Below are 14,868 nucleotides of genomic sequence, written 5' to 3'. Positions count from 1 at the left end.
ACATAGCCTCATAAACACATTGTAGTCCATCCCACACAAAAGGTCAATTTTTATGCTTTCACCAAATCGCAAAAAATGCTATAATCAATCATTATTCAGAAAGAAGGAAAAACATTGAACAATCAAACAACTGTCTCCCAGGATGAAAATCCTCTGGGAGCTGCACCAGTAGGCAGCCTGATCGCCAAATTCGCCATTCCTGCAGTGATCAGTATGCTGGTCAGTGCATTTTACAACATAGTTGACCAGATCTTTATCGGGCAGGGAGTTGGAATGCTTGGAAATGCAGCCACCAACATTGCATTTCCGGTAACCATCATTTCCACTGCAGCCGCTCTTCTCCTGGGAATCGGAAGTGCGTCCAACTATAACCTGGAAATGGGTGCAGGCCGGGAAAAAAAGGCCAGCTCCATCGCAGGAACCGGACTTTCTTCCCTTGCAATCTTCGGCACTGTGATCGCAGTGATCGTGCTTTTGTTCCTGAAACCGCTGCTTCACCTCTTCGGCGGAACACCGGACGTTATGCCATACGCCATTGACTACATGGGGATCACTGCCATCGGACTTCCTTTTTATGTGCTTTCCATTGGCGGTAATCACCTGATCCGCGCAGACAGAAGCCCGACTTATTCCATGACCTGCACATTGATCGGAGCCATTATCAACACCATCCTGGATCCGCTTTTTATCTTCGGATTCGGCTGGGGGATCAAAGGCGCAGCCTGGGCAACAGTCACAGGGCAGGTCGTTTCCGGAATTCTGGTGATCTTTTATTTCGCCAGACTCCGAAAAATGTATCTTGACCGTTCCATGCTGATCCCGCGGTTTCCCAACCTGTGTGCGATCTTTTCCCTCGGAATGGCATCCTGCATCAACCAGATTGCCATTGCTGTGGTACAGATCGTTATGAACAATATTCTCCGCCACTACGGAGCAGAATCTGTTTACGGAAGTGATATCCCTATTGCCTGCGCAGGCATCATCTCAAAAGTTAACCAGGTATTTATGGCTATCTGCATCGGAATCTCCCAGGGTTCCCAGCCCATCTGGGGCTTTAATTACGGAGCCGAAAAATACAGCCGTGTACGTCAGACTTACCGCTGTTCCGTAACACTTTGCACCATTATCGCTATGATATTTTTTATCTGCTTCCAGTTCTTCCCACATCAGATCGTGGGCATCTTCGGAAACGGAAACGATCTGTATTTTCAGTTTGCGGAAAAATATCTCCGCATCTTTATGCTGATGACTTTTGCCAATGGAATACAGCCTATGTCTGCCGGATTTTTCACCTCTATCGGCAAGGCAAAGCTTGGTATCATCATGTCCCTTACAAGACAGGTACTTTTCCTGCTGCCGCTGATCGTGATCTTCCCGCTCTTTCTTGGAATTGACGGTGTCATGTATGCAGGACCGATCGCAGATACTTCTGCTTTCGTGCTTGCAGTTGTTTTTGCAAGAAAGGAACTTGGAATTATGAAATCCATGGAATCCGACCAGGAAATTTAGAAATTCAAACAAAAAATACCTGCTGACCAAAACAGAAATGCCATGTACCGGCCGCTGCCTCAAACAGCTGCACGTTACATGGCATTTCTGTGTCAAAATCCGTAATATGTCTTTTATGCTTAAATCAGTCACCTTTCAGCACAACACGGATTTTCTTATAAATTACAAACACGATCAGGGATGTCACTGCATATTTAAAAATATTAAACGGTGCAATGATCAGCAGTGCAAATGTAAGCAGTCCGTTTACTGAACTGTGTACTGCGCTTCCCATCTGGATAAAAGTCTCGATCGGCATTCCAAAAGCTTTACCGTAAGCCGGAAGCAGTACGAACGCATTGATGAAACATGCAAGGATCGCTGTCAGAACAGTTCCAACTGCCATACCTGCAACTGCATGTACTCTGCTCTTCTTATGATGAAAACGATAAATCAGTCCTGCCGGTACTACATAAGCACATCCAAACAGAAAGTTGGCAACATCACCGACACCGGCTGTCATAGTTCCCTTGGTCACAAGATGCACGAGGATCTTCACAAGCTCGATCAGAATACCTGCTACAGGACCCATGGCAAAAGTTCCCACCATAACCGGAACCTCGGAAAAGTCAAGCTGATAAAAAGACGGTGCAAGAAACGGGATCGGAAATTCCAGATTCATCAGCACACCTGCAACAGCACCAAGCATGGCTACCTGCGCGATTGTCCTTGTCCTGCTCCTTTCCATGGCGTTTCCTCTCTGCAATACCTGTTCACTCATAATTCTCTCTCCTTCTTTCGAAATATTCCAAAGAAAATTTCTGCCAAAATCATGTCGCGAGAATTTCCTGAATAATTCTCCCAAACATAGAAAACCCCGGGAACTTCTTCCCGGGGCACTGAGCACGTTTAAAAATACTGCGCGTTCTTCTCTCATCCAGACTTTACTGTCGGTTCCGGAATCTCACCAGATCAGCCGCCGAAGCGGGTCGCGGACTATACCGCCGGTAGGGAATTACACCCTGCCCCGAAGAAATTTTCTTTTGTGAATTTATTATAACTCACACTTTCTGTAATTACAACCTTTAATTTTGCTGTCTTCGCGTCTTACCGCTCCATAAGTACCGGTGCTTTCAGAAGTCCGGTTGGCCTTATCTGATATTCATATGCCCACAGATCACCTGTTGTTCTCCAGGCATTCGGTCCGTACCAGTCTTCTTTCCGGTCACAGTTATGCAAAGTGCCGAAGGTGTTTACCCTGTTTCCGAATACAGTCAGTTCAAGCATATGTTCTCCCGCCGGCAGTTTGCCAAGAGATATCTCATATGGGGAAAATGCGATATACCCTGCCTCTTTTCCGTCAACAGATGCTTTTATTACAGGTGCACGGAATAAGTTTTCACGGACACTTACTTCGCCGCCGTTGCTTACAAACGGAATCTGATAGGTCACATTTCCACCGTAGAACGGATAACCCTGGCTGGTAAGATCACTGAAAGCTGCTTTGTGGCTCGCTGCGCCAAGTATCTGGTCTCTTCCCACAACCTTTACTGAGAATTCTCCGAGAAGGAACATGGCCTCGATATTTACTTTGGAATTATACGGAATCTCCACGATCAGCTCATGCTCTCCTGCTTCCATATCCGGCATCAGTATCTTGCGGATGCAGTGATCCACATACCATCCGTCAGCCTTGTTTTCCACTGGCTTTGCATCCAGGAATATCTTTGTCTTCTCATCATTTTCCATTGCAAGGAATGTTCCCTTTAATGCTGTTTCGGTATTGATATGGAACCGTAAAGCCAAAGTGTGTTCAAAACCTTCCACCTTATCGTTGGTCCATGGCTGTGCAAAAGCCTCCATACGGAGCGGATATCCCAGTTTTTCACGGAAACGGTTATCAATGCGGAGGATTTCATCCTCATCCTGCCACTCACCGCCGTCAAAAGCATACTCTGCAAGATCCAGGATGCTTACATTCGGCTCACTGCGGATGATCTCCACCTGGTCGGAAATATCCAGCGCACAGCTGCACTTCTTTGACATACACGCCGAACCCAACTCATTATTCTCTTCTCCTGTACCAGAAGGCTCCAGCCAGAGAAGAAGACTGTCATGGTCAAACATACTCCGTTTCAGAACAGTGTCCCCTTTATGGTACTCTGCATTTACCGGATAGATCTCACCGGTCATGGCATCGTACACCGTTACCTTCCATGCTCCGCGGATACGGATACGAAGCTTTTCCTCTCTTGGAAGATCCTGGTTTTTCCTGCGCTCCTGCAGTTCATTGATCACGATGCAGGCATCGGAAATCTTCTCTGTGCGGTTTACATGGCACAGGAACAGCCAGCGGTTTTCTCCTTCTTCTCGCATCTGGTAGATCAGGTTTGTGGAAGGTTTACCATCATCCTCAAGTACCTCGATATCTCTTGCGCCTTTCACAGCTTCCAGCAGACGGTACTTGCTGAATGCCACAGTCTCACACTTTTGCGCCAGCTTCGCACCTCTGTCTGATGGATAGGCATCTGCATATTTCGGAAGCTGGCCTGCGAAGATCACACGACCGCCTCGTTCTTTGAATTTCTCAAGAATCTCCAAAGTAGAGTTTCGAAGTGTCAGGCAATTTGGTACAAGAACAGTATCGTATTTCATTGCTCCGACCTTCAGAAGTTTTTCCTCTTCCTGACCCATATTCAGATCCGGAAGCAATGATTCAGAAATAAAATCAAAATCAACGGTACCGTAAAGCAGCCACTCGATCATATGGATAAAGTTCTCATCCATCTCCTCACGGATCGGTGCTGTCTGCTCCTTCGGACCCCAGAAAAGCCAGTAGGACTCTACCGGATGGATCACAGCCAGCTTCACATGAGGAACACCTCTTGTCAGTGCTGTATTTACTCTTGCAAAATAATTCTCTACAAGAGGATATTCTTTATACCACGGTGACTGATAGCTGATAGAAGCCGGATAATCACGTTTCGCCTCGCCGGCCATAGAAGTCCAGGTCAGATGAGGTACACGGACAGTTACACCAAGAGCAGCCTGCCAGTCGCCCTGAAGCTTATGTCCCCGGAAATCAAAATCCCAGTTTGTAACGCCGTAAAGCTCACTTGTCATACCTTCTCTTCCGAACTGATGCACTGCACTCTCTGCCTGCTTCGCAGTGGAAAGCTCTCTTCTGTCACAGAGCATATCAATTCCCGGAATTTCGAAAGAACGATAAGAACGCATTGCCTCACCAAGTGCTGCTGTCTGTGTTTCCAGAGTAGGCTCTTCCATCATATGGCCTGTCAGTGCGATCCCATGCTCCCTGCACCAGCATCCAATAGTATCTGCAAAAGCATCTGCAAAACGCTCTGCGATATGGTCATGATACTCATAACGGATTCTGGAAACAGCCTCTCCCGGAAGCTCCCAGAACAGCTCCGGAAGGTGTTCAAGAAGGCTGTGTCCATATGCAGCCTTGAAAGTATCCTCCAGATCATCGGTGTAAGGAATGGTCACATCCATCCTCTCATCTGCAAAATCAAGGCACTGTTTATGGGAAAACTGTGGCTCATCTGTGAAGATCGCGGGAATCGTTTTCCCAAACTCCTGTCCCAGATTTTCATAATATTTCTCGTGTGTTACCTCAACGAAACGCTTTACGGCCTCTTTATCAAGGGTATTCAGATAGGCTTCGTTATTGAACCATGGATTATCGCCGGATACCTCAAGATAAGCAAACCATTCCTGAAATCCCTCTTTCAGCTCCTGGTCCTCACTGATCTTCTCATACTCTGCCAGATAACCGTTCTCCAGGTGCACCTGATATCTTCCCAGAAAAGTCCTTTCATTACTTCGGACAGCCTGCCCGGATGACCTGAGATCACTGTTCCCGATTTCTTTTCCATCCTGACATTCCGGTGTGAAAAGCAGAAATCTGATTCTGTATTTATGGTCTCTTGTAACCAGTCCACCGCCTGCACCTGACGGCCAGCGATCTTCATCATAAAGCCATGTGAGCATGTCTTTTTCCAGGCTTTTTTTCCAGGAATATTTTACCAACTCCAGGAATTCCTCACCCAAGTACGGATTGTCCATTCCTGTACGACAGTGTATATGTCCTCCTCCCATTCCCATGGCCTTCAGCGCATCCAGAGTGTTGTCGATCTCTGCTTTTGTCATGCGGCAGTTCCAGGCCCAGAACGGTGCTGCCCTGTACTCGCTGCCCGGATTCTGAAATTTCTCTTTTGTAAGTTTTTCCCCATTATGATACAGCATACCTTAACCCTCCATTTTGGTTTTATATTATTTTTGTTATATCATCCCAACTTTTTTATTTTTCAACATATTCTGACGGCCGCACTCCTGTATAGGAATAAAAAATACGGCTGAAATAAAACTGATCCTTATACCCAACTTTCTCCGCAACATCCTTCACATACATCTTATCTTCCCGAAGAAGAAGCTTCTTGGCTTTTTCCATTCGAAGTGCAGTCAGATATGTATTAAATGACGCATCCTCATATTTACGGAAAAGTCTGCTTAAATAAGTCTGTGAAACGCCTACCGCTTTGCTTACACTATGAAGTGACAGCTGTTCTGCCATATGCTTACGTATGTATTCTTTTACACTGTCAAAATATTCTTCTGTGTCTGCTTTCTGTGCGGGAGCACTTTCCTCACGGACATCCTTGAAGAAAATATCTGAAATTCCGCAGCAAAGCTGATCCACATTCTCTGCACCGGAAAAAATGTCATCCATAAGAAATTCTGCTTCCCGGTAATCCCTGTTTCCTGCATTGTAACGCTGAAGCAGATAACTGATCTGCCGTACACGCCCTTCGATCCAGAGCTGAGTATGTTCTTCTTTTACCCACTTACGGATCAGCATTTCCGTGTCCTTCTGAAGCCGGTCATACTTCTGTTTTTCTGCCAGATATTCCAGCTCCTCCAGATATTCATAATCCCGCCCGGATAATCCGGGTGTCTGAAAATTTCCGGCATCCTCTATAATAATAGTCTGGCTCTTTCCCAGAATAATGGAAGCATCCAATGCCCGGTAAAGTTCACGAACCATATCTCCAATCTGTCCTGCCGGAACTGATTTTCTTCGGATAATAGTAGTCACATAAGCCGCTTCCGGCTGTTCTTTTTCAATATGGCGGCGGATCATCTGTTCATAATCTTCATCGCTGACAAGCACGCCCGGGCAGAGATAAAGCGTCTCCTGGGTATCACGGCCATATGCTAACATCATCTCATTGATATCTGAAAAAATCTCCTTTTTTCCCCGCTCCCCATAGCGGCTTGGAAGTCCGTTCAGCCTGACGATCGCCCCGTAATAATTTTCCGACTGAAAGTATCTTCTGAGAGCTTTTTCATCTACAGGAAGCTCATTTACCATCCTGTGCATAAGAACGTTTCGTTCCTTATAATATTTCTGTCTCAGCTTCTCTTCAATCTTTACGATCAGCTTGGCAAACTCTGACGGCACGATCGGTTTCAGGATATAATCACACACACCAAATGCGATAGCCTGCTTCGCATATTCAAATTCCTGATATCCGCTGACTATCACACTAAGCACTTCCGGATAACGTTTCTTTGTCTCTTCTACAAGCTTCAATCCATTCATCACCGGCATCTGGATATCTGTGATCAGAACATCCGGTTCTCCTTTTTTCTCCATCAGTTCCAGTGCTTCCTCACCGTCATAGGCAGTTCCCATGATATCAAAATTACTGTATTTTCGTTTTATAATGTTGACGATCAGACTGGCTGCCATCGGCTCATCATCAACAACCATCACCTGATACATCGGCTTCATCCTCCTTTTCCGATACCCCTATGATGACACTTAATCCCTCTTCAAGGTTTCTTATCCGGAATACTGCTCTTCTATTGTACAGAAGGAACATTCTGGCATAGGTATTCGCCAGCCCCATACCTCCGATTTCCATCTCTATACTGCTTCCCTTGGACATGATCTTTTTCCGGATTTTTCTCATTTTTTCGTTTAACTCTTCACGCACTTCTTCCGTGGTCCCCTGTCCGTTATCCCGGACTTCAAAGTACCAGCCCGTTTCATCTCTCCAGCCATGTACGTGAATTTTCATGATATTTTTGCTGTTATTATATCCGTGCTGTATGCTGTTCTCCACCAGCTGCTGCAGTACAATCTTGGGAAGCTGCTCATGTTTTACGGATTCCTCACACTCCACTTCCACCTCCAGCCGATGTTCATATCTGGATTTCAGCAGAAAAATATAACGTTCAAGATACTCCAACTCCTTTTCTACTGTTGCGTATCTCTCCTTTGTGTTCGTGGAATATCGGAGCATGGCTGCCAGACAGCCGCATATCTCACAGATTTCCTCATCACCGTCCATAATGCCTCTGCTTGATATCACATTGAGCACATTGTAGAGAAAATGCGGATTAACCTGCGCCTGAAGGGTATCAAACTGAGCCTGAAGCTGCAAAAGAGACATTCGTTTTTCCTTTACAATGGATTCGTTCAGTCTGTGCATCAGATTCTGGTATGCGATTCCTACAGCCTGCACTTCATCATCTGTATCCGGAACTGCAAGCTCTGCATCCATATTCTCGATTCCTGTATTTTCCATCTGATCCTTTAACACAGTCAACGGCCTGGAAAGCTTGCTGGCAATAAAGATTACCACACCCATGGAGATCACAAAGCAGCCTATAGCCATTCCCAGAGCGATCATCACAGCCTCTTTCATACCCGCAACGATCTCCGTTTTTTCCTCCAGGGCAACCACACGGATTCCATAATTATCGGATATCTCTGATGCTGATGCCCACATGCTTGTGTCCGAGGAAACGGTAATAGAATCCATTTTTGTTACTTCCGGATGTTTTTTTATGTAGCTTACCAGATCGCCGGCCAGTCCCTCGGACTGATACAGTATTTCTCCTCCCGGAAGAAACGCCACAACTTTAATATCGGAATCCGGAACCTCAAATATATCCTTCAGTTCATCCGTAGCATACTGTACTTCAATATATCCGAAATCTCCGCCCTGAACTTTTCTGGCCAGGGAAAAAACTTCCTCGCTTTCCCTGATTCCCCAGCCATCCATATGTGGTGCTATCAGGATCGGTTTACCATGCATTCTGGTTGCTGAATCCAGCCATTTGATGTCGGATGTATTCCTTGCCTTATTGGTAAGCTTGGAACCGGTATTTGTACTGGATGCCACATCTCCGAACTCATTAAAAATGATCACCCTGTAAAAATTACTGTCGATATAGTACATGGCAAGTCCTGTATTTAAGGTATCCAGAAGATCATTATGTTTTATCGTTTTACCAAATCCATAATTGCCTTTTTCATAATATTTCGGCAATGTTTTCATTGCATTGAGCATATCCTGTTCTGACAGGATATAATCTGTCACATGCTTCATGGAATCTACTGTAAAATCAACATTAGCAGCTGTCTGCCTGGAATAGAATTTCAGGCTTTGAGCTGCTTTTTCAGATAGCCTTTTTGAATTATAGTTATAGCAGACTATACCCAGGATTGCCGATATAAAAAATATTACAATGGAAAAACCCAAAATCAGTTTTGTGCGAAATTTCATAAACACACCTCATATATTTTTATTTGCCAAAACAGATACCCTGCCGTCACAGCAGAGTATCTGTTTTCTTTTATCTGCATGGCATGTCAGGTGGATAAAACCATCCTTATTCACTGCTTGCTTATCATAACCGAATAACTGCTTCGCAGTTGATTCAATTATGATAATACCACACAAATCCGATTTTGCATATTTGGCATCAGCCTTTGACAGCTCCGGCTACCATACCGTCTACGATCTTCTTGTTGAAAAACAGGAAGAGGATCAGCATCGGGATAGTGATTATCAGTACATCTGCAAACAGCAGGTTATAAGAACTGGAGTATCTGCCCATAAAGTTATAAAGAGTAAGCTGAACTGTTACATTATCATTTCCCGGAAGGAAGTACAGCGGGTTAGTAAAATCGTTGAAAATTGTTACCGCATTCAGGATGATAATTGTGGATGTAACCGGTTTCAGAAGAGGGAAAATAATCTTTACAAACAGATTGCTTCTTGTACATCCGTCGATGTATCCTGCCTCCTCAAGCTCTACAGGAATTGTATTCATAAAACCTTTGTAAAGCATGATGGTAAACGGAATCTGAAGTGCTGTCTCAACCATGATCATACCAAACATGGTTTTGTAAATGTGAAGTCCCTGCATAATCCAGATTGTAGGAAGGATTGCAGGAGGAATCATAAGACCTGTCATAACAAGTGTATCCACGATCTTTACAGGTCTGTCAGATCTTCTCTGAAGAACATAGCCGGCCATGGATCCTACAATGATAAGCACGATCAGGGATCCTACAGTAAGGATAATACTGTTCTTGAATGCTGTGATGATCTGATAATTATTTGCGGAAAATACTTCTTTGAAGTTGCTCCACATCCACTCAGTCGGAAGGGAAAGTCTCAGAAGGTTTGCTTCTTTTCTGTCCTTCAGTGCATTGATCAGCATGAAGAGAAACGGTACTGCAAAAATGAGAATACCGAAAACACATCCAAGGATGTCTCCTAATAAGGTAAGTCTTTTCTGTTTTTTCATTTTAGTTGTACACCTCCCTGCTGTTAAGGAACTTCTGAAGCGGGAATGCGATGATCGCAATTACCGCAAACATGATAACGTTTCCTGCTGTAGACAGACCGAAGAAGCCTGCTGCGTACTGTTTGTAAACAACGGATGCAAGTACGTCTGTTGCAAATCCAGGACCACCCTTTGTCATAGCCCAGATCAAATCAAAGCAGCGAAGTCCGCCGATCAGGGAAAGTGTGATAATGGTATTTGTTGAAGAACGAACCAGTGGCATTACGATGTTTCGAATAGTCTGCCAGCGGGTTGCACCGTCGATAGAAGCAGCTTCATAATAGCTGGAATCAATAGATGTGATGCCGGCAATAAAGATTACTGTGGAAATGCTGACACCTTTCCATACATCAACCGCAATTACGGAAAACAGGGCAAGGTGTGTATCACCCAGCCAGTTAGGTCCGGAAATTCCAATGGCTGCAAGAACTGTGTTGAAAAGTCCCTTGCTCGGATGCATCAGTGCTTTGAAAATAATACCGATTGCTACCGCACTGACAAGGTTCGGGAAAAATACAAGAGATCTTAAGAAATCTTTTGTTTTGATCTTACTTGTCAGGAACAATGCAATAAAGAATGCAATGATCACTTTCAGTCCACTTGTAAGGACTGCATAGATCAACGTATTTTTTACAGATATACTTAAGGAGTTTTCACTGAAGAATGTTTTATAGTTATCAAGGCCGCAGAATGTAAATGATTTCAGATCCCATACAGTTAAGCTGAAAAACAGTGATGTCACCATCGGGATGATGAAGAAGATCACGAAAATCAGTACTGCCGGAAGAAGAAACCATAAACTGTATATTTTCTTTTTGTTCATGCTTCATTTCCTTTCCGATTTCCAGATGTCTGGCTGACATTAAAGCCGGCCGCCTGCAGCGCAAGCGGCCGACACACATTTACTTATTTCCAGTCAAGTCCAAGCTGTGTTGCCTGTTTCTTGCAGTCCTCATCGTAAGCTTTTGCAGCTTCCTCTGCTGTAGACTGTCCGGTTGCAACCTCAGAGCAGATATACTCGCAGTTTGTTCCCTTTACAGATGTCTGGAACTCCATTGCAACATTTGTTTTTCCTGTGTCAAAGTATTTCTCCTGAGCCTCTTTAACTCCGTCATATGCGTCATCCGGAAGCTCATATCCCTTGATACAATATGGGCCGTCTGGTTTCTGTGCTTCTGTGAATGCGTCAAGTGCCTCATCAGATGTATAGAACTCCATAAATCTTAAGATATCATCTTTTTTGTCACTGTTAGCGTTTCCGTAAATAGCTGTTGGCTCCCAAACTGTAAGACCATGGTTGTCAGCGTCATCTCCCGGAACACCCATAACACCGATTTTGTTTACATCGTCTCCGTAGAGCTCATAGATGCTGGAAAGTGCCTGAGAAAGAATGAACCAGTGAGCACCCTCGCCGTTTACAAGCTTATCGCATGCATCTGCGTATGTAGTTGCTGTGTAATCCTCGTTAAAGTATGGCTGAAGGTCAGCGATTTTCTGGAAGCTCTTAAGACCAGCCTCTGATGTAGCGTATTTAGCTTCACCAGCTTCGAATTTCTCTGAGAAATCCGGCTCTGCTGCAAGTACGTTGTAGTGATCTCCAAGGTATGGAACCTGAATTGTCCAGGAATCTCCAAGAGATCCGATCACTGCTGTCTCACCAGCATCTTTCAGTGTATCACAGTTTTTAAGGAAATCTTCCCATGTGTCCGGAACCTCGAGATCATATTTCTCATAGAGGTCTTTGTTATAAAGGATACATCCGAGGTTTGTAGCTGTAAGCGGAACACCATATACTGCGGAATCAGAACCTGCACTTACTGCAGATGCGAATGTATCGTCCAGACGGCTGGCCCACTCTTCGCCGGAAATATCGATAAAGTTGCTCTCCGGATCAAGCTCGTTAAGTTTCGCTCCTGAGTTGTATCCACAAAGATCTGTCATATCGCCGGATGCAAGTCTTGTTTTTACCTGGTTGTCTCCGTCACCGCCTGATGCACGAAGCTCTGTCTCAATGTGGATACCTGTCTCTTTCTCGCAGAGATCAAATACTGCCTGATATCCGGATGATGCTGTGTCCGAATCGATCAGAAATGTAAGAGTGGCCTCTTTGTACTCCCATTTGCTGTCGGAATCTTTGTCGTCAGCTGCAAGTACGCTTGTTGCACCTGCCAGTGTTGTTCCCATCATCGCTGCACAGAGCAGAACGCTGAGCATCTTTCTTTTCATGTTTCGTCCTCCTTTATTTTGACGTTCTCCGTTATTTGATGATGCTATTTTAACAATTTGGACATAAAAAATACATGGATTATCCAATCCTTCTACATGGATTATTGAGCACTTTGTATATGGAACATGTATTTTTTCGTCATATAGACGACATTTTACATGTATGTTTTTATTTTATACACAGAAAAAGAGCCGCCCTGTTGTGATATTTTACCACAAACATGGACGACTCTGATATTCCGTTTTCTTCTATTATATTATATTGCAGCTAAACAATATATCCCGTCAGTGCTCTGGCTGGCTGCTGCATATCCCGAAAACAGGTATGTTATGCTGCCGGCTGCCTATATACTACAGAATATCGATATGCTCTCCTGCAAGTGCCTTGTTCATGCTTCGCACTGCGCAGAATTTACCGCACATGGAGCAGGTATCATCATGCTCCGGTTTGCGCTCGTTCCAGATACGTTTCGCTGTTTCCGGATCCATTGCACACTCCCACTGCGCTTCCCAGTCAAGCTTTCTTCTGGCATCAGCCATCTTGTCATCGATCTCACGGGCACCGCGGACACCTTTGGCAATGTCTGCTGCATGAGCTGCGATCTTGGATGCCATGATTCCCTGTTTCACGTCCTCAAGGTTCGGAAGGGCAAGGTGCTCGGCCGGTGTTACATAGCAGAGGAATGCAGCTCCGGACATAGCTGCTACTGCGCCGCCGATTGCAGATGTAATGTGGTCATATCCCGGTGCAACGTCAGTTACGATCGGTCCTAATACATAGAACGGTGCACCCTGGCAGATGGACTGCTGTACTTTCATGTTTGCCTCTACCTGATCAAGCGGAACGTGTCCCGGTCCCTCAACCATAACCTGGACATCTTTTTCCCATGCACGCTTGGTCAGCTCGCCAAGACGTACAAGCTCCTCGATCTGGCATACGTCTGTTGCATCAGCCAGACATCCCGGACGGCAGGCATCGCCAAGGGAGATGGTCACATCATACTCACGGCAGATATCCAGGATCTCGTCGTAATATTCATAGAACGGATTCTCCTCGCCGGTCATGCACATCCATGCAAATACAAGAGAACCTCCTCTGGAAACAATGTTCATTTTTCTCTTGTGGTTACGGATCTGATCGATAGTCTTTCTTGTGATTCCGCAGTGAAGAGTTACAAAATCTACTCCATCCTGTGCGTGAAGTCTTACCACATCAATGAAATCCTTAGCTGTCAGTGTGTCAAGATCTCTCTGATAGTGGATAACTGAATCATAAACAGGAACTGTTCCGATCATAGCCGGACACTCACTTGTCAGCTTACGGCGAAACGGAATGGTATTTCCGTGGGAAGAAAGATCCATGATAGCGTGTGCTCCCATGTTGACAGCTTCCATTACTTTCTGCATCTCTACATCATAGTCCTTGCAGTCTCTGGATACACCAAGGTTTACGTTAATCTTAGTGCGGAGCATGGAGCCTACACCCTCCGGATCGATACATTTATGATTTTTATTTGCACAGATTGCCACCTTACCGGAGGCTACCAGCGGAAGCAGCTCCTCTGTTGTCATTCGTTCTTTCTTAGCTACAATCTCAAGTTCAGGTGTGATGATGCCTTTACGGGCAGCCTCCATCTGTGTACTGTAATTTCTCATGTAAAAAAATCTCCTTTCATTTCGTATCCGAATCTGGAAAATCTGTCACTGCTGTCGGAATTCCGGTCTGCTGTACAAGCTCTGTTCCCGTCAGATATAGGGTATCCTTCTGTAAATTCTTTATGTTTATACAACAAAAAGCCGGTCGCTGCAACGCATACGCATCACGGCAACCGGCTCTTAATCTTACGTACTTAATAAAAATCTTCTGTACTCTCTGATCTTCTGTGTCTTTAAGAATCCTTCGTGCATATGTCCCTACGTTGGCATTATCCAAATCAGGTTATGGGTCAAGACATTTACAGTCTACTCTCAGCTCGCTTCAGCGGGCCCCCCTGTTTTCATATGTTGGGGACTTTTGTCGTCCATGGTCTTATTATAGTATAAGAAAAAATATTTGTAAACCGCATTTCTGCATTTTATGACTTTTTCTTTCGACATAATGTGACTTGTATCGATTTGTTGTAACAGATTATCACACTCTGTCTCCACAATCGACAGCACATGCACATATCGTATGCGCATCACATCTGCATTTACCGGCACTGTCGGACATATTCTCTGTAATATTTCCCGAACGCTTCTTTAATCGAGATATCATGACAATCAATTTGCGTAAGAATCTGCGGCGTTTTTCTTTTTTCTCCCGTTCTTTCTTAAACTCAACTTCAAATCCCTGGTTAATCATAGCTCCGATCATGGAATAAGTATCATTATATTTCATACTGGCTTCCTCCTTTTTATTCTGCATTGATGTTTTTTATTTGCTTACATCATAGCGGAATGTCGGAACTGCTTCCATGATTTGAAATAATCAATTTAATTGAC

At 44.6% G+C, this 14,868-nt stretch carries 10 protein-coding genes and 1 riboswitch; of the genes, 1 reads left to right on the top strand and 9 read right to left on the bottom strand.

What is annotated here, in order from left to right:
* Positions 1 to 114: 114 nt before the first annotated feature.
* Positions 115 to 1,509 (top strand): MATE family efflux transporter, encoded by a 1,395-nt coding sequence (locus tag HFM85_RS13790; RefSeq protein ID WP_119239673.1) that lies wholly within the window; start codon positions 115 to 117, stop codon positions 1,507 to 1,509.
* Between the two features lie 124 nt (positions 1,510 to 1,633).
* On the opposite strand, the gene HFM85_RS13785 is transcribed toward HFM85_RS13790, so the two are convergent.
* The 9 genes from HFM85_RS13785 to HFM85_RS13745 form a co-directional block, all read right to left on the bottom strand.
* Positions 1,634 to 2,269 carry an ECF transporter S component gene (locus tag HFM85_RS13785; protein ID WP_119239674.1) on the bottom strand — a complete coding sequence of 212 codons (636 nt, stop codon included), beginning with the start codon at positions 2,267 to 2,269 and terminating at the stop codon, positions 1,634 to 1,636.
* A 140-nt stretch (positions 2,270 to 2,409) separates the two neighbouring features.
* Positions 2,410 to 2,527: riboswitch (FMN riboswitch) on the bottom strand.
* Between the two features lie 68 nt (positions 2,528 to 2,595).
* Positions 2,596 to 5,757: a glycosyl hydrolase gene (locus tag HFM85_RS13780; protein ID WP_173738796.1), complete on the bottom strand. Its 3,162-nt coding sequence runs from the start codon at positions 5,755 to 5,757 to the stop codon at positions 2,596 to 2,598.
* 55 nt (positions 5,758 to 5,812) lie between these two features.
* Complete coding sequence (locus tag HFM85_RS13775) at positions 5,813 to 7,297, bottom strand: response regulator transcription factor (RefSeq protein WP_173738795.1); 1,485 nt, start codon at positions 7,295 to 7,297, stop codon at positions 5,813 to 5,815.
* Positions 7,275 to 9,089 (bottom strand): sensor histidine kinase, encoded by a 1,815-nt coding sequence (locus tag HFM85_RS13770; protein ID WP_173754688.1) that lies wholly within the window; start codon positions 9,087 to 9,089, stop codon positions 7,275 to 7,277. Before HFM85_RS13770 ends, HFM85_RS13775 begins: the two co-directional genes overlap by 23 nt.
* Positions 9,090 to 9,288: 199 nt before the next feature.
* Positions 9,289 to 10,119: a carbohydrate ABC transporter permease gene (locus HFM85_RS13765; RefSeq protein WP_173738793.1), complete on the bottom strand. Its 831-nt coding sequence runs from the start codon at positions 10,117 to 10,119 to the stop codon at positions 9,289 to 9,291.
* Position 10,120: 1 nt separating this feature from the next.
* Positions 10,121 to 10,981: a carbohydrate ABC transporter permease gene (locus tag HFM85_RS13760; RefSeq protein ID WP_119239679.1), complete on the bottom strand. Its 861-nt coding sequence runs from the start codon at positions 10,979 to 10,981 to the stop codon at positions 10,121 to 10,123.
* Positions 10,982 to 11,064: 83 nt separating this feature from the next.
* Entirely contained in the window at positions 11,065 to 12,384 is a 1,320-nt protein-coding gene (locus HFM85_RS13755) for an ABC transporter substrate-binding protein (RefSeq protein WP_119239680.1), read from the bottom strand.
* 351 nt (positions 12,385 to 12,735) lie between these two features.
* A complete protein-coding gene (gene thiC / locus HFM85_RS13750; protein WP_022426187.1) occupies positions 12,736 to 14,040 on the bottom strand; it encodes a phosphomethylpyrimidine synthase ThiC in 1,305 nt (434 codons plus the stop codon).
* 475 nt (positions 14,041 to 14,515) lie between these two features.
* Positions 14,516 to 14,764: a hypothetical protein gene (locus HFM85_RS13745; protein WP_173738792.1), complete on the bottom strand. Its 249-nt coding sequence runs from the start codon at positions 14,762 to 14,764 to the stop codon at positions 14,516 to 14,518.
* Positions 14,765 to 14,868 lie beyond the last annotated feature (104 nt).

The organism is Blautia schinkii (genome assembly GCF_013304825.1).
Classification (GTDB): domain Bacteria; phylum Bacillota; class Clostridia; order Lachnospirales; family Lachnospiraceae; genus Blautia_A; species Blautia_A schinkii_B.
Note: the sequence above shows the minus strand (reverse complement) of the source record. Positions and strands in the feature narration are given on the sequence as shown.

Bases quoted from the DNA above. Each gene is read 5' to 3' on its own strand.
- HFM85_RS13745 (WP_173738792.1), bottom strand. From the start codon at position 14,764: ATGAAATATAATGATACTTATTCCATGATCGGAGCTATGATTAACCAG.
- HFM85_RS13770 (WP_173754688.1), bottom strand. From the start codon at position 9,089: ATGAAATTTCGCACAAAACTGATTTTGGGTTTTTCCATTGTAATATTT.
- HFM85_RS13755 (WP_119239680.1), bottom strand. From the start codon at position 12,384: ATGAAAAGAAAGATGCTCAGCGTTCTGCTCTGTGCAGCGATGATGGGA.
- thiC (WP_022426187.1), bottom strand. From the start codon at position 14,040: ATGAGAAATTACAGTACACAGATGGAGGCTGCCCGTAAAGGCATCATC.
- HFM85_RS13780 (WP_173738796.1), bottom strand. From the start codon at position 5,757: ATGCTGTATCATAATGGGGAAAAACTTACAAAAGAGAAATTTCAGAAT.
- HFM85_RS13765 (WP_173738793.1), bottom strand. From the start codon at position 10,119: ATGAAAAAACAGAAAAGACTTACCTTATTAGGAGACATCCTTGGATGT.
- HFM85_RS13785 (WP_119239674.1), bottom strand. From the start codon at position 2,269: ATGAGTGAACAGGTATTGCAGAGAGGAAACGCCATGGAAAGGAGCAGG.
- HFM85_RS13760 (WP_119239679.1), bottom strand. From the start codon at position 10,981: ATGAACAAAAAGAAAATATACAGTTTATGGTTTCTTCTTCCGGCAGTA.
- HFM85_RS13775 (WP_173738795.1), bottom strand. From the start codon at position 7,297: ATGTATCAGGTGATGGTTGTTGATGATGAGCCGATGGCAGCCAGTCTG.